The organism is Pseudomonas sp. GW821-FHT01E10, from assembly GCF_059422365.1.
Window position 1 is genome coordinate 149,836 of record NZ_JBWKWT010000002.1, and the last position, 25,375, is coordinate 175,210.

Sequence of the window (25,375 nt, forward strand, 5' to 3'; positions counted from 1 at the left end):
ACGTGCAGCCGGATTAATTCGACTGATCTGACCTGTAGTTTTAGCGCTCCCGAGGTTCTCCAACAAACGACGATTAAGCGAGATATCATTCCGTTTATTCATGCTGCGAATCTGCCGGTAACACGCGTGCCACGTAGAGAGACAAGAACAAGGAGAACCGATGCTGAATAAACGCTACTTGCCGTCGATCACTGCGCTGCAGTGTTTCGAGGCCGTGACCCGGCATTTGAGCTTCACCCGCGCCGCCGAAGAGCTGAACCTGACCCAGAGCGCCGTGAGCAAACAGGTCGCGCAACTCGAAGAGTTGTTGCAGCATCTGTTGTTCCGCCGGGTGCGCCGACGCCTGCAAATGACCCCCGCTGGCGATTTGTATTTGGTGGAGGTGCGAAAAATCCTCACCCAAGTCGAAATGTCGACCCATTACCTGCGTTCCTACGGCGGAGACACCGAAGTCTTGCGCGTCTCCACGCCTCCGACCTTCGGTGCACGTTGGCTGGTGCCACGCTTGAAAGGCTGGCGCCTGCGTCATCCGTCAATCCATCTGGACCTGTGCAGCGAACAGGAAGCCGACGACCTGCTGCAAGGTCGTAGCGACCTGGCGTTCTACTTCGGCCAGGGCTCACGGCCCGGCACCGAATGCCTGAAGCTGTTTGGCGAAGAGCTTGTTCCTGTGTGCGCACCGGGCAGTCTGCCGGACACGCCGTTCACCGATCCGACCCAACTCACCGACCTGGTCCTGCTGCAAAACGCTTCCCGCCCCCAGGCCTGGCACGATTGGTTCGACAGCCAGGGCTACCACACCGAACACAGCTACCACGGCCCGCGTTTCGAAACGTTCTATATGTGCATCCGCGCCGCCCAGGTCGGCTGCGGCGTGGCGCTGTTGCCGAAGTTTCTGGTGGAAGAGGAATTGGCCGACGGCAAACTGGTCATTCCCTGGCAGCATGCAATGCCCAGCACCGACGCCTATTACCTGGCGTATCCGGAGCACTCGGCGGAAGTGCCCAAGGTGCGGGATTTTGTGAAGTGGATGCTGGAGCGGATTGATAGTCCGGATGCACCGCAGCATTGAGCCCTTGCGCAATCCCTGTGGCAAACGACATATGTGGCAAGGAGGCTTGTCGGAACGCCGCATTGCTCCGCTGGGTCGCATAGGAGCCCCAAAACCGGCAACACGGCTGTCAGGCTCATCATGGCGTCACGCAATAACAAAGAGGCCATCAACGACTTTGGTTTGAGCGAGACGTCCGCGCAAATCATCGTCGATGGCGGGATCATCCTTACTGTACAGCCGCACCCTGCGATACGCATTGACTGGATTGATCTCCTGCCCGAGATACTCCCAAACAACCCTTGAACAGGCGGGAGTACGATGATCAGCTGCGGAAACGCCCATCTTCAAGCCATTGAGTCGAGTAATACAGCTTTTGAAGCTCGGGATAAGAATGGTTTGGCTAATCTCATTGGACGTCAGCGACTCATAATCAATTAGGAACAAGCGATCCTGTAGGTAGTAGGCAATTCCCACGTATCGATACCGCTCAAACTCCCCATCCGCACCAGTTATCTGTAAGCGTTCATTTCGTTCGTATACGAAATGCTGCCCCTCCTCATACATATGCACCAGAGAACACAGAATGGAACCGGGCTCTGTCATTGCATGGTAGTACTCGTAGTAGTAACCCGTGTGGGCTTTTAGCTGCGACGACGACTGTTGCCGAAGGTGGTCAAGCATCCGCTGCGGTGCCGTCACCTCGCTGGACGGACTGATTCGCCTTGCTTTAGCGCCGATAAGAATGATGAATTGCTCTGTCGGCAAACCTATTTCGAACTCTTCGACTCCGAAAAAATCGCAGATCCGCTTAAGGTTAAAAGGTGTGGGAAGGTTGTTTCCGCATAGATATTTATTAAATTGCCCACGATTAATTCGAAGTTTCCTACAGACTTCCGCGACGGATCGATAGTGACTACACAGCAGTCTTAAGTTAGCCGGAAGAAAATCAGACATACAAACCCATCACAATAGCGCCAGAAGACTCGAACATAGCATCAACTCGCATCATTTTTAACCAACTTGCGAAATTGCGCGCAACGATAGATGACCGGATATTACGAATCCTGAAAGCTTCAGGACGCGCTACACCATAAATCCGCCAGCACTCTCATAAGCAAGGAGCTTTGAATGCTTGACATCATCAACGACTTTCTCTCTGGTAAGGTTTTGATACCTTTAGTTCTTGGGCTGGGAAGCTATTTCACAATCCGGTCAAGATTTGTCCAGCTCCGATACTTCATCCATATGATCTCGGTATTACACGGCAGCTGGCATACCGGCAATCATCACTTGAGTTCATTGCAAGCATTGACGCTCAGCCTTGCCGGTCGCGTCGGAACCGGCAACATTGTTGGTGTCGGCATTGCCGTGAGTATGGGCGGCCCTGGTGCGGTGTTCTGGATGTGGATGACCGCTCTATTGGGGATGTCGAGTAGCTTTTTCGAATGCTCACTAGGCCAGCTCTACAAGCGCTGCGATGGAAATGGTCTATATCGTGGAGGTCCGTCCTGGTACATCCAGCATGGTCTGGGCAAACGCTGGCTCGGAACGATTGCTGCGCTCCTGCTTTTGGTGACCTTCGGATTTGCCATCAATGGCCTTGAGTCTCATGCCGTATCGCATTCTCTCAACAATGCTTTTGGTTTATCGACTACATTGTCCGGACTCACGCTGTCTTTGTTGCTGGGCATTGTGTTCGTGGGCGGTATAAAGCGCATCGCGGCGGTCGCCGACTTATTGGTTCCCCTTAAAGTTATTGCCTATATCGGTGTAACGCTTTACGTGATCGTGTTGCAAATTGACCAAGTCCCCGGAGTGCTGCTCAGCATTGTCAAAAGCGCGTTCGGACTGGATCAGGCTTTTGGCGGGCTGGTGGGCAGTGCGATCATGATGGGGGTAAGGCGCGGAGTGTTCTCCAATGAAGCAGGACTGGGCAGTGCACCTAACGTCGCCTCTGCGGCAAAAATCGCCCATCCGATAGCACAAGGTGTGGTGCAGGCGTTCAGTGTCTTCATCGATACCATCATTATTTGCACGTGTACCGCGTTGATCATTTTGCTTTCCGGTTTTTATGCTCCCGGTTTCGAAGGCGACGGAATTGCATTGGCGCAAAACTCTCTGGCAGAGGTAGTAGGCGATTGGGGTCGGGTGTTCATCAGCGTGGTACTTTCCTTGTTTGTGTTCACGGCAATGCTCTACAACTACTATCTGGGAGAAAACAGTTTACGGTTCATATTCGCGGCGCCTCATAAATCATTAATTGCGTACCGCATATCCGTATTGATGCTGGTCTTTTGGGGTTCGGTTGAGGACCTTTCCACGGTGCTCGCGTTTGCAGACATCACCATGACATTTTTGGCCTTGGTTAACCTTATTGCGATGACACTGCTATTCAACGTCTGTATGCGAATCCTGGGCGACTATGATGAACAACGTCGCACAGGAATAAAAACCCCCGTTTTTGACTCAAGCAAATTCAGCGATCTGGATCTCGATTTGATAGCTTGGCCCGCGATAAAAAATCCTCTCCCGCCGAAGAACCCTGCGGATCGGCCTCCAGCTAAAGCTCAGATCGCATAAACTTCAATTGACGCTGAACCATTGCACTTATGCAATGGTTCAGCAGATAAGCAATGCCCAGGCAACATCATCCCCCAAAAACAATTAATCGCGCCCTCATAACCCAAGCGCGCTCAAGGAGTTCGTCTGTGAATCGCTACCAGCCTCTTAAATCCAACGCATCCAACATTCCAACTTTTTATATTGATTCGTACGCCGCACCCCACCTATTATTTGAAGATGCCTGTTTCAGAATACGCGCTGCAACGAGCCTTTTAGAGGCACTGACCTCTGTAACCGTTAAAAACACTAATGACACTGACTTTTTTCGCCTGATACTTCCAGCCTACTTATTGCTACAGGACGGTGTCGACACGCTGGACCAAATAACATTTAAAGGATTGTAAGTCATGGCCAAATCAGCGACTCATGAAATGATAAAAGCAGCAATGATCAAGGCAATTGAAATAGGGCTTATTCCTCGTCACTCCCACCTTGATGGCTATGTAAGAAGTTGGGAAAGCCTGACGCTCGTTATCCAGGCAGCGCTTGAGGCAACAGCAGATAACTGAGAAACCACAGGTGTTTGCATTTGAAGGTGCCAGCCATGTGATTATTCCACCATGAACACAAAAAAAGCTGGCAATCCTCACCGCTGATATGCGCCACTAGCCCCATTCATTGAAACAGCTGCAACGTTGCTGCCACGGGCCGCGACCCGCCTGGAGACCCCGTTATGAGCGAGAGTGTGTTTGCCGATCGCATCGTGCAGAACCTGCTCGACACCGACTTCTATAAACTGACGATGATGCAGGCGGTGCTGCACAACTACCCTAACGTGGAAGTCGAATGGGAGTTTCGTTGCCGTAACAGCGAGGATCTGCGCCCGTACCTGGCGGAGATCCGTTTCCAGATCGAGCGTCTGGCCGAGTTGAGCCTGAGCGCCGATCAGCTGAGCTTCCTGGAGCGCATCAGCTTCCTGAAACCGGACTTCCTGCGCTTTCTCGGGCTGTTCCGTTTCAATCTGCGCTATATCCACACCGGCATTGAAAACGGCGAGTTGTTCATCCGCCTGCGCGGGCCGTGGCTGCACGTGATTCTGTTCGAAGTGCCGTTGCTGGCCATGGTCAGCGAAGTGCGCAACCGCTATCGCTACCGGGAAATCGTCCTGGAACAGGCCCGTGAGCAGCTCTATCGCAAGTTCGACTGGTTGACCGCCAACGCCAGCACCGATGAATTGTCCGAGTTGCAGGTAGCCGATTTCGGCACTCGCCGGCGCTTCTCGTATCGCGTGCAGGAAGAAGTGGTGAACGTGCTCAAGCACGACTTCCCCGGTCGCTTCGTCGGCACCAGCAACGTGCACCTGTCCCGCGAGCTGGATATGAAGCCGCTGGGCACCATGGCCCACGAATGGATCATGGCCCACCAGCAACTCGGTCCGCGGCTGATCGACAGCCAGATCGCCGCCCTCGACTGCTGGGTCCGCGAGTACCGTGGCCTGCTGGGGATCGCCCTGACCGACTGCATCACTTCCGATGCGTTTCTCGGCGATTTCGACCTGTTCTTTGCCAAGCTCTTCGACGGCTTGCGTCACGACTCCGGTGACCCGGTGCTCTGGGCGGAAAAGGCCATCGCCCACTATCACAAGCTGGGCATCGACCCGATGAGCAAGACCCTGGTGTTTTCCGACAGCCTGACGTTGCCCAAGTCTCTGGAGATTTTTCGGGCGTTACGTGGTCGGATCAATGTCAGTTTCGGCATCGGCACTAACCTGACCTGCGATATTCCGGGTGTCGAACCGATGAGCATCGTGCTTAAAATGACTGCATGCAACGGCCAACCGGTGGCCAAGATTTCTGATGAGCCTGGCAAGACTCACTGCAAAGACCCGAATTTCGTCGCCTATTTGCGACACGTTTTCCAAGTACCTGCCACCCTTTCCAGTACATCAAGCAAGGAGTGAATTCATGCAAGCCGTACAGCGTGAGATTGCTGAACAGCTCAAGGTCCAACCGCCGTTCGTGGATCAACTCGCCCTTGAGGCTGAAGTCGCCCGGCGAATCACCTTCATTCAGGATTGCCTGGTCAATTCCGGGCTCAAGACCCTGGTGCTCGGTATCAGCGGCGGCGTCGATTCCCTGACCGCCGGCCTACTGGCCCAACGCGCCATCCGTGAACTGCGTGAGCGTACCGGTGATAACAGCTACAAGTTCATCGCCGTGCGCCTGCCGTACCAGACGCAGTTCGATGAACACGATGCCCAGGCCTCGGTGGACTTCATCGCCCCGGACGAACGCCACACGGTGAACATCGGCCTCGCAGTCAAATCCCTGGCCGGCGAAGTGGCAGCCTTCGAAGGCAAAGAGGCCGTCTGGGTGGATTTCGTATTGGGCAATACCAAGGCGCGGATGCGCATGGTCGCGCAATACACCATCGCCGGTGCGGCTCATGGCCTGGTGATCGGCACCGACCACGCGGCAGAAGCCGTGATGGGTTTCTTCACCAAGTTCGGTGACGGCGCCTGCGACCTCGCACCGCTGAGCGGCCTGGTGAAAAACCAGGTCCGGGCGATTGCCCGAAGCTTCGGCGCGCCAGAGTCGCTGGTGGAGAAAATCCCGACCGCCGACCTCGAAGACCTGTCGCCGGGCAAACCGGACGAAGCATCCCACGGCGTGACCTACGCCGAGATCGACGCCTTCCTGCACGGCGAACCGGTGCGCGAGGAAGCGTTCAAGATCATTTGTGATACGTACAAGAAAACACATCACAAGCGTGTGATGCCGTTCGCGCCTTGATTCTGTCCCCTGTAGAAATGAGCACAAAAAAAGCGTCCCGGGTGGACGCTTTTTTTATGCGTTTGAATCGATTACTTCAGTGTAACCGTGCCTTTCATCATCGAGATGTGGCCCGGGAACGAGCAGAAGAAGCCGTATTTTTCGGCTGCATTGAGCTTCGACACATCGATGGTCAGAGAGTCCTTTTCGCCAGCGCCGATGACTTTGGTGTGAGCGATGACACGGGTATCACCTTCTTTCAGGTAATTCTTGTCGATGCCAGCCGACAGGCCGTCGGTGGCGATCGGCTGCATGTCAGCCTCTTTGCTGATCACCAGGTTATGGCCCATGACGTTTTTCGGCAGGCTGCCGGAGTGGGTCAGTTCAACGGTGAAGGTCTTGCAGCTTTTGTCGATTTCAATGGCCTTGGTGTTGAAGGACATCTGATCGGTGGAGTCGATGGTCGTTTTGCACTCGGCAGCCATCAATTGGCTGCTGGCCAGTGTCAGCAGGGATACCGCAACAAGTTTGGCAAACATGGTGAATCTCCAAGGCAGGGTTAACAAAAGTGCGAATGGACAGAAGACTGCCTGAAATCTTCGCAAGTTCCTATGACCTGAATCAAAAATTGTATACAACTTTCGGGCTATGACCCCCATCGAAACAATCTACCAGCCAGACGTCTGGGACGGCCCTATCATCAGGGCCATCATTACTCACCTGGAGCGCCTGTCATGTCTTTCAGCAGCTTGTTGAGCAGTTTGTTGGCCGCCTACGCCTGTGGCGCCAGTGGCACTTACGAAACACCTGAACGCGCGGTTTAACCCTTGGAACGATGCGAGCCTGCCTTTACTCTGTGGTCCTGATTGACCATGGAGCAAGGCATGTCTTTAACGTCCGTTTGTGTATTTTGCGGTGCCAGCACCGGCACCAATCCGGCTTATCGTGAGGCGGCTGTCGCCCTGGGGCGAGCATTGGCCGAGCGCAAGCTGACCCTGGTCTATGGCGGGGGCGCCGTCGGGCTGATGGGAATTGTGGCAGATGCCGCACTGGCGGCCGGCGGCGAAGTGATCGGGATCATTCCGCAGAGCCTCAAGGACAAGGAAATCGGCCACAGCGGCCTGACCCGCCTGGAAGTGGTCGACGGCATGCATGCGCGCAAGGCGCGAATGGCCGAGCTCAGCGATGCCTTCATTGCCCTGCCCGGCGGTCTGGGCACGCTGGAAGAGCTGTTCGAAGTCTGGACCTGGGGCCAGCTCGGTTATCACGGCAAACCGCTGGGTTTGCTGGAAGTGAACGGTTTCTACAGCAAGTTGACGTCTTTTCTCGATCATATCGTCGGCGAAGGCTTCGTTCGCGGGCAGCACCGTGACATGCTGCAAATGAGCGAATCACCGCAAACCCTGCTCGATGCACTGGACGCCTGGCAACCCTCGGTACCGCCAAAATGGACCGAGCAAAAACCCAGCTAACGGCTCGGTGCCGATACAGGGCAGAATATGCGCCGCTCAACCTCACCTTCGACCCCAGAGGATCGCCCATGGCTAAACCTAATTATTCCTTCGCCAAACGTCAGAGAGACTTGGCCAAGGAGCAGAAGAAAGAGGAAAAGCTTCAGCGCAAGAAAGCTACAGCTGAAGAAGCAGCAGCACTGAACCCGGATGCAGAAGGTGAAGTGGCGGCAGAAGATGATGTTGAAGCACCGAAAGATCAGGCGCCCGACGCCTGAGACCCTCAGGGCCCGATGATCTGATCAGGCCCACCGGATCTGTGTCCAGGGTCAGCAACGATGTTGCTGGCCCTCACAGGCCAATTTGAAACCCTCCTCCAAAAAACACATTCCCGCATGGGGTCTGCGCTATTCCAATGGCATCACTGTCACCCGAACTTCGGGATCATGGCTGCCACCGCCCAGAATCACCCCGCGCAACGGCGACACATCGGAAAAGTCCCGGCCCCAGGCCAGGGTGATGTGCTCCAGCGCCGGTTGCACATTGTTGGTCGGGTCAAAATCCACCCAACCCAACACCGGGCAAAACACCGATACCCATGCATGCGATGCATCGGCGCCGATCAGCCTTGGCTGGCCCGGTGGGGGCTGTGTCAGCAGATAGCCACTGATGTACCGCGCCGCCAACCCACGGGAGCGCAGGCAAGCGAGCATCAAATGCGCGAAGTCCTGGCAAACCCCACGACGCCTCTCCAGCACTTCCACCAACGGCGTCGCCACTTGGGTCGCCTCGGCGTCGAAGGTGAACTCGCTGAAGATCTTCTCCATCAACGCTTGAACACCCAGCAGCAATGGCCGGCCAGCAGGAAAGCAACTTTCGGAGAACTCGACGAAACTGCGTTTCAAATGCACGTAGGGCGATTCGAAGCGGTAACGGCAGGCTTCCAGCAACGCAGGCGAGAGTGGCTGACTGCTGTAGGTCAGCGCGTTGCAGGTCGCTTCCCAGGCCGGCGATTGATCGAAATCCAGCGACGGCCGCTCCAGCACTTCGACGGTGAGCCGAGCGTTGACCAGCAATTCATCGTGGGGGCGCTCGAACGCCAACCGGGTCAGCGGATTGCCGAACACATCCAGCTCATCCCTGCGTGAAGTCGGCTGGGGACTGATCTGCAACTGCTGTTCGGTGCAGCGCTGCCAGGCACAGGCGCGCGGCCACAGATGCGCCAGTTGCTGGGCCAGGGACACCGGGCTGTCGTAGTGATAATGGGTGTCGTGGAAGATCTGGTAATGGGCACTCATCAGACGGACACCGTGCGCTGGCTGACATCATCGACATGGGCGAAATGGCGCAAGGCCAGGCGATCCGACACCTGTCCGCTGGCATCGGCAATCTCTTGCAGCAGATCCGCCAGCCCCTCTACGGCGGCATGAACACTGGCCTCGCCGAACAGCGAGTTCTCCAGGCAGCCCAGATCGAAGTGCGCCAGCCGCTCCACCAACTGCAGCAGACCTGTTTCGCGCGGCGCGCCGAAGTCGTCATTCAAGCGCTTCAACGTACGGGTCACCAGTTTCAACTGGAACAGCACCGCGTGCGGGTTTTGTTCATCGAGCAGCAACAGGTCGAGCACCGGGATCAATTGCGCCACCGCCAGGTACCGCGAGCGGTAGGTGATGCTGCTGTTACCCAGTTCCAGCAGCCATTCCAGCCCGGCCTGATCGAAAGCCCCGGCACCGCGCAAAAACGCCGCCAGACTGCCGCTGAGAAATTGCAGCCGTTCGATCCGCCGACCGATCATCAGGAAACGCCAGCCTTCGTCCCGTGTCATGTCGTCGAGGGCAAAGCCGGACAGCGCCGCCAGCGACATTACCAACCGGTTGAGGAAGTCCAGCAACTCGCCGAAATCCGGCTCTTCGGTTTCCAGCTCCATGGCCTCGCGCTGCAACTCCACCAGCGCTTGCCAGTTCTCTCGCGAGAGCTTGCCGCGTACTTGCGACGCCGCCCACTGCAAACGCTGTAGATTGGAACGCAGGCTGAACGGCCAATCATCGCCGAGCAGCGCCGCCAGCAATCGCTGCGGCAACTCACCCTCCTCCGGCAACAGATTCAGGCGCTCACCGAGATCGACTGCCGCTTCCAGGGCTTGCGGGTCATCGCCATCGACATAGCGCGCGAGCATGACCCGCAGCAGCCGCGCGCTGTCATCGCAGCGCTCGCAATAACGGCCAAACCAGAACAGGTTCTCGACCACCCGCGATGGCAGATACGGATCACGACGTACCAGATCGTGAACGCCAATGTTGCGCTGGGCTTTCCATTGTTCGCCGCTGGGTGGGCGATCGCCCAACACCCAGGTGTCTTTGCTCGCGCCGCCGCGTTGCATCGACACCGCTTCGGCATCGGCCTCGGCGGCAACCCGGGTCAGGCCACCGGGCAGCACTCGATAACCCTCCCGACTGGCCACCGCATACACGCGCATGCCGATGGCTCGCGGTTGCAACTGTCCGCCTTCGGCCTGCCAGATCGGCGCCTGGGACAGTTGCGCCAATTCTTGCGCAACATAGGCATAAGGCCGTGCCTGCATGCGCTCAGCCAGAGCCTGGCGCTGTTTTTCACTCAAATCACGCCCAAACACCGGTGCAAAGCTCTGCGACGGAAACGCCGGCTTGATCAACAGCTCCGGCAGTTTTTCCAGGGCCTGGGCCAGCACCGGCGCTTCGCCGCACCACCAAGTTGCGATGGACGGCAGGATCAACTCTTCACCGAACAGGAATTGATTGATTTTCGGCAGGAAGCCCAGCAAACCCGGCGACTCCAGCACACCGCTGCCGAGGGCGTTGGCCACCAGCACCCGGCCCTGACGCACCGCTTCGAGCAGCCCTGGCACGCCAAGGGCCGAGTCGGTGCGCAGCTCCAGCGGGTCGCAGAAATCATCGTCGAGCCGACGCATGATCGCGTGAACCCGGCGCAACCCGCTCAAGGTTTTCAGATAGACCGTGGCATCGCGCACGGTCAGATCACCGCCCTCCACCAGTGGATAACCGAGCTGACGAGCCAGGTACAAGTGCTCGAAATAGCTTTCGTTGAAACGCCCCGGTGTCAGCAGGACCACCAGCGGCGCTTCATCGTCGCTCGGCGCCTGCCGGGCGAGTGTTTCCTGAAGTGTGCGGAAGAACCCGGCCAGGTGCCGCACCTTCAAGTCGCGATACAACTCGGGGAAGGCCCGGGACACGATGGTGCGGTTTTCCAGGGCGTAACCGGCACCGGAGGGTGCTTGAGTCCGGTCGGCGGTCACCCACCAGCGACCGTCAGGCGTGCGCGCCAAATCCACGGCATACAGATGCAGAAAGGCCCCGTCGGGCGGTGCGATGCCCTGGCAAGGCCAGAGGAAGTTGTTATGACCGAACACCAGTTCAGCCGGCAGCAGGCCTTCGGCGATCAAGCGTTGAGGACCGTACAGGTCCGCCAGCACAGCATTGAGCAAACGCGCCCGTTGAGCGATCCCGGCCGAAAGCTGCTGCCACTCATCGGCTGCAATCACATGAGGCAACAAATCCAGCTCCCATGGCCGATCAGCGCCCTTGGGGTCGGCGTAGACGTTGTAGGTCACGCCGTTTTCCTGAATCTGCCGGGTCAGCAGCGCCTGACGCTGCACCAGTTGCGCTGGCGTGCTGCGTTGCAATTGATCGAACAGCCGCCGCCAGTGCGGGCGCACGGCGCCGCTGTTGTCGAGCAGTTCGTGATAGGTGCCCGCAGTCAACGGGTAGCAGTCAAGCAGGTCAGGCATGGAAAGCTCGTCAGACAGCAAAGAACGGTCAGACTAACGCAGGCTCATGACGCCCGGATAGACGAAAAATCCGAGCGTCGCGTACGGTTTAAAAGCGTCGCAAATCGAGTGTCATCGGCAGCTCGTCGTTGATTTCCAGTTTCGGTACAGGAAGTTTCCCAGGCGTGTGTCCAATGCGGAAGAAACGCGCCATCCTCCGGCTCTCGGCTTCATTGGCGTTCACCGGCAGGCTGTCGTAGTTGCGCCCGCCCGGATGGGCGACGTGGTACTGACAACCACCCAGCGAACGCCCCATCCAGGTGTCGAGCAAGTCGAACACCAGCGGTGCGTGGACCGGGATAGTCGGTTGCAGACAGTTGTACGGTTGCCAGGCACGGAAACGTACACCGGCGACGAACTCGCCGACCCGACCGGTAGGTTGCAACGGCACCGGGATGCCATTGCAGGTCAGCAGATAACGTTGCGGCGGCAACCCCGTCAGCTTGACCTGCAAACGTTCCAGGGACGAATCCACATAACGCACCGTACCGCCCGCGCTGCCCTCTTCGCCCAACACATGCCAGGGCTCCAGCGCCTGACGCAATTCCAGTTCGATACCGCTGACGGCGTAGTCGCCGACCTTGGGAAAACGGAACTCCAGATGCGCCGCGAACCACTCTGCCTGCACCGGATAACCGGCGGCATTCAGGTCGACGATTACATCGGCGAAATCCTGCTCGATAAAGTGCGGCAGCAAGAACCGGTCGTGCAGTTCGGTGCCCCAGCGCGCCAGTTTCGGCGGTGCATAAGGCTCGCGCCAGAACCGCGCCACCAGCGCCCGCAACAACAACTGCTGAGCCAGGCTCATGCGCGCATGAGGCGGCATTTCAAAGGCTCGCAGTTCCAGCAAGCCAAGGCGTCCGGTGGCGCCGTCCGGTGAATAGAGTTTGTCGATGCAGAACTCGGCGCGGTGGGTGTTGCCGGTCACGTCGATCAGCAAATTGCGCAACAAGCGATCCACCAGCCATGGTGGGCATTCTTCGCCCGGCTCCGGCATCTGGGCGAAGGCGATTTCCAGTTCATACAGCGAATCGTTGCGCGCTTCGTCCACCCGCGGTGCCTGGGATGTCGGGCCGATGAACAGCCCGGAAAACAGGTAGGACAAGGACGGGTGGTTATGCCAGTAGCTGATCAGGCTGCGCAGCAGGTCGGGACGGCGCAGAAACGGTGAGTCAGCCGGGGTCGCCCCCCCCAGGACGAAATGGTTACCGCCGCCGGTGCCGGTGTGCCGGCCATCGATCATGAATTTCTCGGTGGTCAGCCGGGTCTGGCGCGCCTCTTCGTAAAGAAACTCGGTACGTTCCACCAACTCGTCCCAGGTAGCGGACGGCTGGACGTTGACCTCGATCACGCCCGGATCCGGGGTAATGCGAAAGTTGCTCAGACGCGGATCGCTCGGCGGTTCATAGCCTTCCAGCAATACCGGGCAATGCAGTTCCTCGGCGGTGGCTTCGATGGCGGCGACCAGTTCCAGGTAGTCCTCGACCCGCTCCAGTGGCGGCATGAACAGGTACAACCGACCTTCACGTGCTTCGGCGCAGAACGCGGTGCGGGTCAGCCAGTCGGCGGACTGGTCGATCTCGGGCACACGTTCGTCGGCCGTTTTCGGTTGAGCGTGATTCCGTAGCTGGTCGGTGTCCGGTAGCGCCGGGAAATCCTGATTCGGGTCCGTGGAATGAATGAACGGGTACTCCGCAGCTTTCACCCAAGGCTGCGAACCGAGCGGCAAGCGATAACCCAGTGGCGAATCCCCCGGCACCAACCGGCAGTGTTCCTCGCGCAGGTACCAGCGACCGCTTTGCCATTGATCGCCCTTGGCGGTACGCGCCAGCGGCAGGACCTGACCGATGACCTTGTCCAGGCCTTGGCTGAAGACTTTGCGCAGGCGCGCACGCTCCAGAGGTTCTTCCAGGCGTGAGTCTTCGGCGCTGACGTTCTGCGGTAAAGCGCCTTCGCGCCAGAGGTAATAGAAATTGTCTTCGTAGGCCGGGAACACGAAGCGTGTCGGAATTTTCAAGCGTTCGGCGACACTCGCCAGGAAACGCCCGGCCAGTTCGCCATCGGCGCCGTAATCTTCCCGCTCGTCGGCAATCAGCGCGCTGTTATGCCAGATCGGCACGCCATCGCGGCGCCAATAGCAGTTCAGCGACCAGCGCGGCAGTTGCTCGCCGGGGTACCACTTGCCTTGACCGAAATGTACCAGACCCTTGGGCGCGTAATGCTTGCGCATTCGCTGGAACAGTTCGGCTGACAGCCGACGCTTGTCTGGCCCGAGCGCGGCGGTGTTCCACTCGGCGCCGTCCGGGTCATCAATGGAAACGAACGTCGGCTCGCCGCCCATGGTCAGGCGCACGTCGCCTTCGAGCAAATCAGCATCGATCTGCCGGCCCAATGCCTGAATCGCCAGCCATTGGTCTTCGGTGTAGGGTTTGGTAACCCTTGGCGCTTCCCAAATCCGCTCGACCGACATTTCGTGGGTGAATTCGCACTCGCACGGTTCCACCAAACCACTGATCGGTGCCGCAGAGGATGGGTCGGGGCTGCACGCCAACGGAATGTGTCCTTCACCGGCAAACAACCCTGAGGTAGCGTCCAGGCCGATCCAGCCGGCACCGGGCAAATAGACTTCGCACCAGGCATGCAGGTCAGTGAAATCCACTTCGGTGCCCGAGGGACCGTCGAGGCTTTTGACGTCGGCGGTCAGCTGGATCAGATAACCGGAGACGAATCGCGCCGCCAGGCCGAGGTTGCGCAACAATTGCACCAGTAGCCACGCCGAGTCGCGGCAAGAGCCGGAGGCCTGTTCGAGGGTGTATTCCGGGGTCTGTACGCCCGGCTCCATACGAATCAGGTAACCGATGTCTTCGCTCAGGCGCTGGTTGATCGCGACGAGGAAATCCACGCTGGGCAGCGGCGTGCGGTCGATGCCGTCCAGATAGGCCTTGAATGTCGGCGTCAGCGGCAAGGTTTCCAGGTACGGCGCCAGCTCTTTGCGCTCATCCGCTGCATAGGCGAAAGGGATCTTCTCGGCGTAGGGCTCGAGGAAGAAGTCGAAGGGATTGAAGACTGCCATCTCGGCCAGCAGGTCGACCTCGATCCTCAGTTCATCGGTTTTCTCCGGGAACACCAACCGCGCCAGGTAATTGCCCTGAGGGTCTTGTTGCCAGTTGATGAAATGCTGCTCGGGCGAGACTTTCAGCGCATAGGACAGTATCCGCGTGCGGCTGTGGGCAGCCGGGCGCAGGCGAACGATCTGCGGACCGAGCTCGACGGCGCGGTCGTAGCGGTAATGCGTGACGTGATGCAATGCGACATGAATCGACACGGCGTGCCTCCTGCGAGCCTTAAACTTATAGGAAAGCGCGCAAGACTTATGCCAGCCAGCGGCGTTGGCGCTTTCTCCAATTGCTTGAGGCAGTACAGCACCAAAATCGGGCGATGCGGAAAATTGGTTTGGCGCAGTTGCACGCAAATGTGGCGAGGACGTGAATGTACGCGGTCTCTGTGGCGAGGGAGCTTGCTCCCGCTGGGGCGCGCAGCGGCCCTAAAAAGCTGACGACTGCTTCGCAGCCGAACGGGAGCAAGCTCCCTCGCCACAATGAGATTCGTTGTTCCTGAAACGCAGAACGCCAACCCGGAGGTTGGCGTTCTGTTCAGCTCAAGCGACGTTTAGCGCGGCACGACCGGCTTGCGCGCAGGCTTCGGCCCCTTGCCTTTGGCCGCGTCCTTGCGCTCCTTGGCCGCCTGCTGGTTGCGGGCAAATGCCGCCGCCTTGGCCTGTTCACGCTTGTCCCACGGGTTGCCGCCATCGCTGGCACGCGGTGGCAGACCAGTGTGCTGGGTCAGGATCTTGGTGGTCGTTTCCTTGGCCACTTTGTGGCTGCCAGCCGGCGTCGAGTTCTTGCGACGGGCGCTCTGGTAGCTGTCGGTCGCTGGCTGATGCAACGGGATCAACTGGTTCTTGCCCGGCCCGATCAGGTCGGCGCGGCCCATGCGGGTCAGCGCTTCACGCAGCATCGGCCAGCCTTTCGGGTCGTGATAACGCAAGAACGCTTTGTGCAGGCGACGCTGCTCTTCGCTCTTGACGATAGTCACGCCGTCGCTCTTGTAAGTGACCTTGCGCAGCGGGTTCTTGCCCGAGTGGTACATCGCGGTGGCGGTGGCCATCGGCGACGGGTAGAACGCCTGCACCTGGTCGGCACGGAAACCGTTGCCCTTGAGCCACAGGGCCAGATTCATCATGTCTTCGTCGGTGGTGCCCGGGTGAGCGGCGATGAAGTACGGAATCAGGTACTGCTCTTTCCCGGCTTCCTTGGTGTACTTCTCGAACATGCGCTTGAACTTGTCATAGCTGCCGATGCCCGGTTTCATCATCTGGTTGAGCGGACCTTCCTCGGTGTGTTCCGGGGCGATCTTCAGGTAACCACCGACGTGGTGGGTCACCAGCTCCTTGACGTACTCCGGCGACTCGACCGCGAGGTCGTAGCGCAGGCCGGAGGCGATCAGGATCTTCTTCACGCCCGGCAAGGCCCGGGCGCTGCGATAGAGCTGGATCAGCGACGAGTGATCGGTGTTGAGGTTCGGGCAAATGCCTGGGAACACGCATGAAGGCTTGCGGCACGCGGATTCGATTTCCGGGGTCTTGCAGGCGATGCGGTACATGTTCGCGGTCGGGCCGCCGAGGTCGGAAATGACGCCGGTAAAACCCGGAACCTTGTCGCGGATCTCTTCGATTTCGCGAATGATCGACTCTTCGGAACGGTTCTGGATGATCCGGCCTTCGTGCTCGGTGATCGAGCAGAAGGTGCAGCCGCCGAAGCAGCCACGCATGATGTTCACCGAGAAACGGATCATCTCGTAGGCCGGGATCTTTTCCTTGCCGTACGCCGGGTGCGGAACGCGCGCGTAAGGCATGCCGAACACGTAGTCCATTTCTTCGGTGGTCATCGGAATCGGCGGCGGGTTGAACCAGACGTCTACCTCGCCGTGTTTTTGCACCAGAGCGCGGGCGTTGCCCGGATTGGTTTCCAGGTGCAGCACGCGGTTGGCGTGAGCGTAAAGCACCGCATCGCCACGGACTTTTTCAACCGACGGCAGACGAATGACGGTCTTGTCGCGAGTCATTTTCGGGCTGGCCAGGATCTGTACGACCTTAGCCTCGCCAGGGTCTTCAACCGGCCCCTTTTCCTGCTCGATGGCGCAGGCGGCGGTGTCCTGGGTGTTGACGTACGGGTTGATGATCTTGTCGATCTTGCCCGGACGGTCGATGCGCGTGGAATCGACTTCGTACCAGCCTTGCGGCGTATCACGGCGGATGAACGCGGTGCCGCGCACATCGGTGATGTCTTCGATCTTGTGGCCGTAGGACAGGCGCTGGGCGACTTCGACGATCGCACGCTCGGCGTTGCCGTAGAGCAGGATGTCGGCGCAGGCGTCGATCAGGATCGAGTTACGCACCCGATCCTGCCAGTAATCGTAGTGGGCGATGCGGCGCAGGGAGGCTTCGATGCCGCCGAGCACAATCGGCACGTGCTTATAGGCTTCCTTGCAGCGCTGGCTGTAAACCAGGCTCGCGCGGTCCGGACGTTTGCCTGCCAGGCCACCGGGGGTGTAGGCGTCGTCGGAACGGATTTTCTTGTCGGCGGTGTAGCGGTTGATCATCGAGTCCATGTTGCCGGCCGCGACACCGAAAAACAGGTTCGGCTCGCCGAGCTTCATGAAGTCGTCTTTGGACTGCCAGTTCGGCTGCGCGATGATCCCGACGCGGAAGCCCTGGGCCTCCAGCAGCCGGCCGATGATCGCCATGCCGAACGACGGATGGTCGACGTAGGCATCACCGGTGACGATGATGATGTCGCAGGAATCCCAGCCGAGCTGATCCATCTCCTCCCTGCTCATGGGCAGGAATGGCGCTGGCCCGAAACATTCGGCCCAGTACTTGGGATAGTCAAATAACGGCTTGGCTGCTTGCATGTCGATAACCGGTGTTGGCTTTCATTGAATTTCGCGGGCGCGGAATATAGCACAAATTTTGACCAATTCCGACGGCTATGGTCGGAAATCAGCGAGCGATATACGCAACCCCTGTGGCGAGGGAGCTAGCTCCCGCTCGACTGCGAAGCAGTCGCAACATATGCAAATACGGTGCACCTGAAACAGGATGACTCAGGTTTTGGGGTTGCTACGCAACCCAGCGGGAGCAAGCTCCCTCGCCACAAAGTCCCCGCGCAGGTTATTCATCGTCGTCGAAGTTGTAGCTACCCGGCGCCAGGTTTTCAAATCGGGTGTATTTGCCGATGAAGGCCAGGCGGATAAAGCCGATCGGGCCGTTCCGCTGCTTGCCGATGATGATTTCGGCAATGCCTTTGTGTTCGGTTTCCGGGTGATACACCTCGTCCCGGTAAACGAACATGATCACGTCGGCGTCCTGCTCGATCGCTCCCGATTCCCGCAAGTCGGAGTTCACCGGGCGCTTGTTCGGGCGTTGTTCCAGGGAACGGTTGAGCTGGGACAGTGCCACCACCGGGCAGTTGAATTCCTTGGCCAGGGCTTTCAGGGACCGGGAGATCTCGGAAATCTCGTTGGTCCGGTTGTCACCACTGGACCCCGGGATCTGCATCAGTTGCAGGTAGTCGATCATGATCAGACCGATCTCACCGTGCTCACGCACCAGACGACGGGTCCGGGCGCGCATTTCCGAGGGGCTGATACCCGCCGTGTCGTCGATGAACAACTTGCGATCATTGAGCAGGTTGACCGCCGACGTCAGGCGCGGCCAGTCGTCGTCTTCCAGGCGACCGGCCCGGACCTTGGTCTGGTCGATTCGACCGAGGGACGACAGCATACGCATGATCAGCGATTCGCCTGGCATCTCGAGGGAGTAAACCAGGACAGCCTTCTCGCTGCGCAGCACGGCGTTTTCCACCAGGTTCATCGCAAAGGTGGTTTTACCCATGGACGGACGGCCGGCGACGATGATCAGGTCGGCCGGTTGCAGGCCACTGGTCTTCTCGTCGAGGTCGGTGTAACCGGTGGACAGGCCGGTGATCGAGTTGTCGGTGTTGAACAAGGTGTCGATGCGGTCGATGGCCTTGGTCAGCAGGTCGTTGACGCTGACCGGGCCGCCGGTTTTCGGACGAGCCTCGGCAATCTGGAAGATCTGCCGTTCGGCCTCGTCGAGAATCTCGGCGGCGGTGCGGCCTTCAGGGTTGAAAGCGCTGTCGGCGATTTCGGTACTGATGCCGATCAACTGGCGCAGGGTTGCCCGCTCGCGAACGATCTGGGCATAGGCCTTGATGTTGGCGACGGACGGCGTGTTTTTTGCCAGTTCGCCAAGGTAACCGAGACCGCCGACCTGGGACGTCTGACCTTCCTTGTCCAATTGCTCGGCCAGGGTCACGACGTCGATTGGCTGGTTCTGGTCCGCCAGTTTGGCGATGGCCCGGAAGATCAGGCGGTGGTCATGCCGATAGAAATCGCCGTCGGAGACTTGATCGAGCACGCGTTCCCAGGCGTTGTTGTCCAGCATCAACCCACCGAGCACGGCCTGTTCGGCCTCGATGGAATGCGGCGGCACCTTCAGGGCAGCGGTTTGCAGATCGTATTGCTCGGGAGCGGAGATATCGTTCATGGCCACTTGGTTTATTCAGGAGAAGCAGAGGTTGTGAAAATCAGGAACTGCAGAAAGACAAAGGGCACGACCTGTAAACAGGATCGTGCCCGATGTTACCGGCAAGCACCCGAGGGTGCCAGCCGACAAGTGCTGCTTAAGCTGCTACCACGACAACGCGTACGGTGGCTTCAACTTCGGCGTGCAGGTGCACGGCTACGTCGAATTCGCCTACGTTGCGGATAGTGCCGTTCGGCAGACGAACTTCGCTTTTTGCAACTTCAACGCCAGAGGCGGTCAGTGCATCAGCGATGTCGTGGGTGCCGATCGAACCGAACAGCTTGCCTTCGTCACCGGCGGTGGCAGTGATAGTCACTTCCAGCTCAGCCAGTTGGGCGGCGCGGCTTTCAGCCGATGCTTTACGGTCTGCTGCGGCTTTTTCCAGCTCAGCGCGACGCTCTTCGAACGCAGCCAGGTTGGCTGGGGTCGCAGCGGTAGCTTTGCCGTATGGCAGCAGGTAGTTACGACCGTAACCAGCCTTAACGTTCACTTTGTCACCCAGGTTGCCCAGGTTGGTGACTTTTTCCAGAAGGATCAGTTGCATGTGAAAATCCTCTTAACTTTTAACCTTCACCGTTCGCGCTATCGGCATCTTTCGGTGCCGAACGACCGCGAAAATCAATCAGGCTGTCGACGATGGCCAGAACCACCAGCAACGGATAGATCAGCTGCATGAACAGCAACAGCGTGACGTACAACCCCACCAGCCAGAACTTGGCCAGTCGCTTTTGCGCCACCAGCCCGTGAATCAGGGCCAGCCCGGCGAACACCAGCGGTACGCTGCACAACGGCGTCAACATGGCCATCTGCGGGCCAAGATTTGGCCCCAGAAGCATTAACGCCAGCAGCAACATCGCCGGTCCCAGCGGGATTCGGATGGCGCGAAACTCGCGACCAAAACCACCCGGGTTGTACAACAACGCCTGCCAGTAGCGCCCGACAATCAGGCTCAGCACACTGACGATTTGCAACAACGCCGCAATCAGGCCAGTCAGAACCGGTGCAATCAGGGACGCAAAGCGCGCTTGCTCGTCTACCGACAATTGCTGGTAGACCTCACCGAGTAGCGACGGCATGACTTTTATCAAAGCCTGCGCCAGCATCTCGATCTGGGGCGCAAAAGCCGCCCCCAGCACCACTGAAAACACCAATCCCATCGCTATGCTGACCAGCAGCACGCGGTTCCAGGACTCGCTTGCGCGCAAAACCAACGCAAGGCTCGAAGACCCCAGCAGCACCAGAAGTGCCCGTGGGTCGTCGAAGAAAAGCCACCAGATCAACGCCGGCAGCAGTCCCAGAGCAAGTACGCCAACGGCGTCCTTCAATCCGCGCCGCAGGAGCACAAGGCATCCAGCGGCAGCACCCAACCAATACAACAACGGCAATGTTGCGCATCCGGCCACTACCAGAGTGGCCTGCATACGGCCGCGCATGATGAACTCAGCTAAGGCGCGCATGCATTCAATCCTTTGCTACGTGTCGACTGCCCGGTCTCAGCGGCCGTGGCTGTCGGTGTAGGCCAGCAGGGCCAGGAAGCGGGCGCGCTTGATAGCGGTGGCCAGCTGACGCTGATAACGTGCTTTGGTACCGGTGATGCGGCTTGGAACGATTTTGCCGGTCTCGGATACGTAAGCTTTCAGAGTGTTGAGATCTTTGTAATCGATCTCTTTCACGTCTTCAGCGGTGAAGCGGCAGAATTTACGACGACGGAAGAAACGTGCCATGTAATAGGCTCCTCAAAAGGTCCGTGGATTACTCGTCAGCGTTATCGCTGTTGTCGCTGTCATCACTGTCAACGCCTTCAGCGTCGGAGTGCTCAGGACGGTCGCGACGCTCACGGCGCTCACTGCGGTTTTCTTCAGCCTTGAGCATCTCGGATTGGCCGGTAACGGCTTCTTCGCGACGGATGACCAGGTTACGGATCACTGCATCGTTGTAGCGGAAGTTGTCTTCCAGCTCGGCCAGGGCCTTGCCAGTGCACTCAACGTTCAGCATCACGTAGTGAGCCTTGTGAACATTGTTGATTGCGTAGGCCAGTTGACGACGGCCCCAATCTTCCAGACGGTGGATTTTGCCGCCGTCTTCTTCGATCAGCTTGGTGTAACGCTCAACCATGCCGCCGACTTGCTCGCTTTGATCCGGGTGGACCAAAAAGATGATTTCGTAATGACGCATGAATGCTCCTTACGGGTTGTAGCCTGCCGCTCAAAAGCGGTCAGACAAGGAGTGAATGACACTTATGGACTTGCTTGCGATAGACACATGCGTGCCTGCCGTCACAGCAAGGGGCGCAATTGTAGAGAAGGGTCGAGGGAGGTGCAAGGCAATTGGTGATTATTTGAACAATCACTTCGACTGGAAAGCCGAACACTTGCAGGAGCCGCCTGCGGCGACTCCTGCAGAGGAGTGTCAGGACTTTTTGGCGGTCCCGGCGGCTTTGACGCCACGCTGGCGCAGCGCTTCGAACAGGCAGACGCCGGTGGCGACGGACACGTTGAGGCTGCTGACGCTGCCAGCCATCGGCAGGCGCACCAAATAGTCGCAAAGGTCGCGAGTCAGGCGGCGCATGCCGCTACCTTCGGCACCCATGATCAGGATGGTCGGGCCCGTCAGGTCCTGCTGATACAGATCCTGTTCAGCCTCGCCCGCCGTACCGACGACCCACAAGCCGCGCTGCTTGAGTTTTTCCAGGGTGCGCGCCAGGTTGGTCACGGCGACCAACGGAATCACTTCCGCCGCGCCACAAGCAACTTTTCGAACCGTCGGGGTCAGCGTGGCTGATTTGTCCTTCGGCACGATCACCGCCAGCGCGCCGGCCGCATCGGCCGAACGCAGGCAAGCGCCGAGGTTGTGCGGATCGGTCACGCCGTCGAGCACCAGCAGCAAAGGCGCGCCTTCGGTGCGATCGAGCAGCTCGTCGAGCATGGCCTCGCCCCAGACCTGGCTCGGGCTCACGTCCGCCACCACGCCCTGGTGCACGCCTTCAACCCAGGCGTCCAGCTCGCGACGCTCTGCCTGACCGACGGCCACGCGATTTTCGGCAGCGAGTTCGATCAGCGTCTGAACGCGCGGATCGCTGCGGCCTTCAGCCAGCCAGATCTGCTTGACGCGTTTTGGGTGGTGACGCAGCAACGCTTCTACTGCGTGCACGCCGTAGATCTTTTCCAACTGACTCATGACTTGGCCTTAGGTTTACGCGCCCCGCCGCTTCTGGCGGCTGGAGCGGAACCCGCTTTTGGCGGGCCTTTACGGTGTTTGCTCGGTTTGGCTGGCTTGCCGCCGGAGGCCTTGTCAGGCGCCGACCGCCCGGTCTTTCCCCCAGACGCCGCTTTACCGCCGCTTTTCGCTTCAGACAGCAATGCCTGTTTCATTTCACGACTTTTGCGCAACTCGGCATTTTTTGCCGCCGCATCGCTCGGACGATAGGCCTCGACGGCCTTTTCCTTGGCCGGACGACGCCCGGCCTTGGCCAGTACTGGCTCGGCAGCTGTTTTGATAGCAGGCGCTGCGGTTTCAGTGCCGCGCTTTTTGCGACCGATCGGTGCGCTGATGGTTTTTTCGGCCATCTCGAAGTCGATCTTGCGCTCGTCGAGGTCGACGCGCATGACGCGCACTTCAACGGTGTCGCCCAAGCGGAAGCTACGACCGGTACGCTCACCGGCGAGGCGATGGTGCACAGGATCGAAGTGGTAGTAGTCACCCGGCAGCGCGGTGACGTGCACCAGGCCTTCGACGTAAATATCGGTCAGTTCGACGAACAGGCCGAAACCGGTCACGGCGGTGATCACCCCCGGGAACGATTCGCCCACGCGGTCTTTCATGAACTCGCACTTGAGCCAGTTCACTACGTCGCGGGTGGCTTCGTCGGCACGGCGCTCGCTCATCGAGCACTGTTCGCCGAGCTGCTCCAGGGTCGCTTCGTCGTACGGATAGATCCGCGCCTTCGGAATGGTCATCGCGCCGGCACGGCGAACGTGCGGGGTGTCCATTTTCGAATGGATGACGCTGCGAATCGCCCGATGCGTGAGCAAGTCCGGGTAGCGGCGAATAGGCGAAGTGAAGTGGGTATAGGCTTCGTAATTCAGGCCGAAGTGGCCCTGGTTATCGGCGCTGTACACCGCTTGGCTCAACGAACGCAGCATGACGGTCTGGATCAGGTGGAAATCCGGACGATCCTTGATGCCCGCGAGCAAAGCCTGGTAATCCTTCGGCGACGGACCGTCCTTGCCTTTGTGTAGGGACAGGCCGAGCTCGCCGAGGAAGGCGCGCAGTTTTTCCAGACGCTCCGGCGGCGGGCCGTCGTGGACGCGATACAACGCAGGGATTTCGTGCTTCTTCAGGAATTCGGCGGTGGCCACGTTGGCCGCCAGCATGCATTCCTCAATCAGCTTGTGAGCATCGTTGCGAACGGTCGGACGGATTTCGGCAATCTTGCGCTCGGAACCGAAGATGATCCGGGTTTCCTGGGTTTCGAAATCGATCGCGCCGCGCACGTGACGAGCCGCCAGCAGAACCTTGTACAGCGCATACAGCTGCTTGAGGTGCGGCAGAACGTCGGTGTATTCACCGCGAAGCTGACGCGCTTCGGTGGCTTTCGGCGTTTCCAGCATGGCGCTGACCTTGTTGTAGGTCAGGCGGGCATGGGAGTGAATCACCGCTTCGTAGAAGCAGTAGTCGGTCATTTCGCCGGATTTGGAGATGGTCATCTCGCAAACCATGGCCAGGCGATCGACGTGCGGGTTCAGCGAGCACAGGCCATTGGACAACTGCTCAGGCAGCATCGGTACCACGCGCTCGGGGAAGTACACCGAGTTGCCGCGAACCTGGGATTCGTTATCCAGCGCCGAACCGATTTTCACGTAGCTGGAAACGTCGGCAATCGCCACGTACAACTTCCAGCCACCGGAGAACAGGCGCAGCTTGCCCGGTTTGGCTTCGCAGTAGACCGCGTCATCGAAGTCGCGCGCATCTTCACCGTCGATGGTCACGAACGGCAGATGACGCAGGTCGATGCGCTTCTCTTTGTCTTTCTCTTCGACTTCGGGCTTGAGCTTGGCGGCTTCTTTCAAGACCGCTTCAGGCCAGACGTGCGGAATATCGTAGGTGCGCAGGGCAACATCGATTTCCATGCCCGGTGCCATGTAGTTGCCCACCACCTCGACCACGTCGCCTTGCGGCTGGAAGCGTGGCGTCGGCCAGTGAGTGATCTTCACTTCAACGAACTGACCGATCTGCGCGTTGGCATTGCGACCTGGCGTCACCAGCACTTCTTGCTGGATCTTCGGATTGTCTGCGACGACGAAACCGATACCGCCCTCCTCGAAGTAACGACCGACGATGCTCTCGTGAGCGCGGGACACCACTTCGACAATCATGCCTTCGCGGCGACCGCGACGGTCGAGGCCGGAAACACGTGCCAGGGCACGGTCGCCATCGAACACCAGGCGCATTTGCGCCGGGCTCATGAACAGGTCGTCACTGCCGTCGTCCGGGACCAGGAAGCCGAAACCGTCACGGTGACCGCTGATGCGGCCCAGGATCAGGTCGAGCTTGTCCACCGGCGCATAAGTGCCGCGACGGGTGTAGATGAGTTGAGCGTCGCGCTCCATGGCGCGCAGGCGGCGGCGCAGGGCTTCGATCTGGTCTTCTGTGGTCAGACCAAACTCTTCGACCAGCTGCTCGCGGTTAGCAGGCGAACCTCGATCAGCAAGGTGCTGAAGGATCAGTTCGCGGCTAGGAATAGGGTTTTCATATTTTTCCGCTTCACGAGCGGCCTCGGGATCGAGGGACTGCCAATCGGCCATTAGAGAGTTTTCACCTTGTCTATATGCGGGTTAGTTTGGCATAGGCGTAATGAAACGGGAAATTTCAGGCTATGACAGCCCATCTAAAGCCCTTTATCGACACCGCGAAGCTGATTTGAATGCCGCCGGTAAAATTTTCCAGGTTTTTTTGATGACGGGGGTTTACAGTTAAAAAGACGCTCCGTATAGTGCGCGCCATCGACGACGCACTAGCGCTGCCGATACTGCCCAGATGGTGAAA

General features: G+C 58.8%; 20 protein-coding genes. 7 read left to right on the top strand and 13 right to left on the bottom strand.

Features of this window, described 5'->3' with window-relative positions; translation table 11 throughout:
* Positions 1-160 precede the first annotated feature (160 nt).
* Positions 161-1,072 carry a LysR family transcriptional regulator gene (locus AC07V0_RS04475; RefSeq protein ID WP_064616030.1) on the top strand — a complete coding sequence of 304 codons (912 nt, stop codon included), beginning with the start codon at positions 161-163 and terminating at the stop codon, positions 1,070-1,072.
* A 126-nt stretch (positions 1,073-1,198) separates the two neighbouring features.
* Here AC07V0_RS04475 and AC07V0_RS04480 read toward each other — a convergent pair whose 3' ends face one another.
* Positions 1,199-2,008 carry a helix-turn-helix domain-containing protein gene (locus AC07V0_RS04480; RefSeq protein WP_064616029.1) on the bottom strand — a complete coding sequence of 270 codons (810 nt, stop codon included), beginning with the start codon at positions 2,006-2,008 and terminating at the stop codon, positions 1,199-1,201.
* Positions 2,009-2,182: 174 nt separating this feature from the next.
* On the opposite strand from AC07V0_RS04480, the gene AC07V0_RS04485 reads away from it, so the two are divergent.
* The 4 genes from AC07V0_RS04485 (at position 2,183) to nadE (ending at position 6,408) form a co-directional block, all read left to right on the top strand.
* On the top strand, positions 2,183-3,634 hold the full coding sequence (locus AC07V0_RS04485) for an alanine/glycine:cation symporter family protein (RefSeq protein WP_495019432.1): 1,452 nt from the start codon (positions 2,183-2,185) through the stop codon (positions 3,632-3,634).
* Between the two features lie 389 nt (positions 3,635-4,023).
* Positions 4,024-4,185, top strand: a complete 162-nt coding sequence (locus AC07V0_RS04490) for a hypothetical protein (protein WP_156523278.1) — start codon at positions 4,024-4,026, stop codon at positions 4,183-4,185.
* A gap of 164 nt (positions 4,186-4,349) precedes the next feature.
* On the top strand, positions 4,350-5,576 hold the full coding sequence (pncB, locus tag AC07V0_RS04495) for a nicotinate phosphoribosyltransferase (protein WP_019650677.1): 1,227 nt from the start codon (positions 4,350-4,352) through the stop codon (positions 5,574-5,576).
* 4 nt (positions 5,577-5,580) lie between these two features.
* The gene (gene nadE / locus AC07V0_RS04500) at positions 5,581-6,408 is read left to right on the top strand and encodes an NAD(+) synthase (RefSeq protein WP_495019433.1); all 828 of its coding nucleotides are present in this window, start codon (positions 5,581-5,583) and stop codon (positions 6,406-6,408) included.
* A 71-nt stretch (positions 6,409-6,479) separates the two neighbouring features.
* On the opposite strand, the gene azu is transcribed toward nadE, so the two are convergent.
* Positions 6,480-6,926 (bottom strand): azurin, encoded by a 447-nt coding sequence (azu, locus tag AC07V0_RS04505; protein ID WP_064616027.1) that lies wholly within the window; start codon positions 6,924-6,926, stop codon positions 6,480-6,482.
* Positions 6,927-7,271: 345 nt separating this feature from the next.
* Between azu and AC07V0_RS04510 the strand changes: the two genes are divergently transcribed.
* Together AC07V0_RS04510 and AC07V0_RS04515 are read left to right on the top strand one after the other, a co-directional pair.
* Positions 7,272-7,859, top strand: coding sequence for a cytokinin riboside 5'-monophosphate phosphoribohydrolase (locus tag AC07V0_RS04510; RefSeq protein WP_018928486.1), 588 nt, complete (start codon positions 7,272-7,274; stop codon positions 7,857-7,859).
* A 68-nt stretch (positions 7,860-7,927) separates the two neighbouring features.
* Entirely contained in the window at positions 7,928-8,116 is a 189-nt protein-coding gene (locus AC07V0_RS04515) for a hypothetical protein (protein WP_495019434.1), read from the top strand.
* A 129-nt stretch (positions 8,117-8,245) separates the two neighbouring features.
* On the opposite strand, the gene AC07V0_RS04520 is transcribed toward AC07V0_RS04515, so the two are convergent.
* The 11 genes from AC07V0_RS04520 to rnr form a co-directional block, all read right to left on the bottom strand.
* Positions 8,246-9,136: a transglutaminase family protein gene (locus AC07V0_RS04520; RefSeq protein WP_495019435.1), complete on the bottom strand. Its 891-nt coding sequence runs from the start codon at positions 9,134-9,136 to the stop codon at positions 8,246-8,248.
* A complete protein-coding gene (locus AC07V0_RS04525; protein WP_477744198.1) occupies positions 9,136-11,622 on the bottom strand; it encodes a circularly permuted type 2 ATP-grasp protein in 2,487 nt (828 codons plus the stop codon). Before AC07V0_RS04525 ends, AC07V0_RS04520 begins: the two co-directional genes overlap by 1 nt.
* Positions 11,623-11,710: 88 nt before the next feature.
* Entirely contained in the window at positions 11,711-14,986 is a 3,276-nt protein-coding gene (locus tag AC07V0_RS04530) for a transglutaminase family protein (RefSeq protein ID WP_495019436.1), read from the bottom strand.
* A gap of 344 nt (positions 14,987-15,330) precedes the next feature.
* Positions 15,331-17,634, bottom strand: a complete 2,304-nt coding sequence (locus tag AC07V0_RS04535; RefSeq protein ID WP_026286605.1) for a YgiQ family radical SAM protein — start codon at positions 17,632-17,634, stop codon at positions 15,331-15,333.
* A gap of 259 nt (positions 17,635-17,893) precedes the next feature.
* Positions 17,894-19,291 carry a replicative DNA helicase gene (dnaB, locus tag AC07V0_RS04540; RefSeq protein ID WP_019650685.1) on the bottom strand — a complete coding sequence of 466 codons (1,398 nt, stop codon included), beginning with the start codon at positions 19,289-19,291 and terminating at the stop codon, positions 17,894-17,896.
* A gap of 136 nt (positions 19,292-19,427) precedes the next feature.
* Positions 19,428-19,874 carry a 50S ribosomal protein L9 gene (rplI, locus tag AC07V0_RS04545; RefSeq protein ID WP_007939577.1) on the bottom strand — a complete coding sequence of 149 codons (447 nt, stop codon included), beginning with the start codon at positions 19,872-19,874 and terminating at the stop codon, positions 19,428-19,430.
* Positions 19,875-19,893: 19 nt separating this feature from the next.
* Positions 19,894-20,787 (bottom strand): YybS family protein, encoded by an 894-nt coding sequence (locus AC07V0_RS04550; RefSeq protein WP_019582207.1) that lies wholly within the window; start codon positions 20,785-20,787, stop codon positions 19,894-19,896.
* Positions 20,788-20,823: 36 nt separating this feature from the next.
* Positions 20,824-21,054: a 30S ribosomal protein S18 gene (rpsR, locus tag AC07V0_RS04555; protein WP_002551829.1), complete on the bottom strand. Its 231-nt coding sequence runs from the start codon at positions 21,052-21,054 to the stop codon at positions 20,824-20,826.
* A 28-nt stretch (positions 21,055-21,082) separates the two neighbouring features.
* Positions 21,083-21,505, bottom strand: coding sequence for a 30S ribosomal protein S6 (rpsF, locus tag AC07V0_RS04560; protein ID WP_007939579.1), 423 nt, complete (start codon positions 21,503-21,505; stop codon positions 21,083-21,085).
* 234 nt (positions 21,506-21,739) lie between these two features.
* On the bottom strand, positions 21,740-22,507 hold the full coding sequence (gene rlmB, locus AC07V0_RS04565) for a 23S rRNA (guanosine(2251)-2'-O)-methyltransferase RlmB (RefSeq protein WP_018928494.1): 768 nt from the start codon (positions 22,505-22,507) through the stop codon (positions 21,740-21,742).
* A complete protein-coding gene (gene rnr / locus AC07V0_RS04570) occupies positions 22,504-25,134 on the bottom strand; it encodes a ribonuclease R (RefSeq protein WP_018928495.1) in 2,631 nt (876 codons plus the stop codon). The genes rlmB and rnr overlap by 4 nt, the downstream gene beginning before the upstream one ends.
* Positions 25,135-25,375 lie beyond the last annotated feature (241 nt).

Coding starts and splice junctions, on each gene's coding strand:
- AC07V0_RS04475 (WP_064616030.1), top strand. CDS start 161: ATGCTGAATAAACGCTACTTGCCGTCGATCACTGCGCTGCAGTGTTTC.
- AC07V0_RS04480 (WP_064616029.1), bottom strand. CDS start 2,008: ATGTCTGATTTTCTTCCGGCTAACTTAAGACTGCTGTGTAGTCACTAT.
- AC07V0_RS04485 (WP_495019432.1), top strand. CDS start 2,183: ATGCTTGACATCATCAACGACTTTCTCTCTGGTAAGGTTTTGATACCT.
- AC07V0_RS04490 (WP_156523278.1), top strand. CDS start 4,024: ATGGCCAAATCAGCGACTCATGAAATGATAAAAGCAGCAATGATCAAG.
- pncB (WP_019650677.1), top strand. CDS start 4,350: ATGAGCGAGAGTGTGTTTGCCGATCGCATCGTGCAGAACCTGCTCGAC.
- nadE (WP_495019433.1), top strand. CDS start 5,581: ATGCAAGCCGTACAGCGTGAGATTGCTGAACAGCTCAAGGTCCAACCG.
- azu (WP_064616027.1), bottom strand. CDS start 6,926: ATGTTTGCCAAACTTGTTGCGGTATCCCTGCTGACACTGGCCAGCAGC.
- AC07V0_RS04510 (WP_018928486.1), top strand. CDS start 7,272: ATGTCTTTAACGTCCGTTTGTGTATTTTGCGGTGCCAGCACCGGCACC.
- AC07V0_RS04515 (WP_495019434.1), top strand. CDS start 7,928: ATGGCTAAACCTAATTATTCCTTCGCCAAACGTCAGAGAGACTTGGCC.
- AC07V0_RS04520 (WP_495019435.1), bottom strand. CDS start 9,136: ATGAGTGCCCATTACCAGATCTTCCACGACACCCATTATCACTACGAC.
- AC07V0_RS04525 (WP_477744198.1), bottom strand. CDS start 11,622: ATGCCTGACCTGCTTGACTGCTACCCGTTGACTGCGGGCACCTATCAC.
- AC07V0_RS04535 (WP_026286605.1), bottom strand. CDS start 17,634: ATGCAAGCAGCCAAGCCGTTATTTGACTATCCCAAGTACTGGGCCGAA.
- dnaB (WP_019650685.1), bottom strand. CDS start 19,291: ATGAACGATATCTCCGCTCCCGAGCAATACGATCTGCAAACCGCTGCC.
- rplI (WP_007939577.1), bottom strand. CDS start 19,874: ATGCAACTGATCCTTCTGGAAAAAGTCACCAACCTGGGCAACCTGGGT.
- AC07V0_RS04550 (WP_019582207.1), bottom strand. CDS start 20,787: ATGCGCGCCTTAGCTGAGTTCATCATGCGCGGCCGTATGCAGGCCACT.
- rpsR (WP_002551829.1), bottom strand. CDS start 21,054: ATGGCACGTTTCTTCCGTCGTCGTAAATTCTGCCGCTTCACCGCTGAA.
- rpsF (WP_007939579.1), bottom strand. CDS start 21,505: ATGCGTCATTACGAAATCATCTTTTTGGTCCACCCGGATCAAAGCGAG.
- rlmB (WP_018928494.1), bottom strand. CDS start 22,507: ATGAGTCAGTTGGAAAAGATCTACGGCGTGCACGCAGTAGAAGCGTTG.
- rnr (WP_018928495.1), bottom strand. CDS start 25,134: ATGGCCGATTGGCAGTCCCTCGATCCCGAGGCCGCTCGTGAAGCGGAA.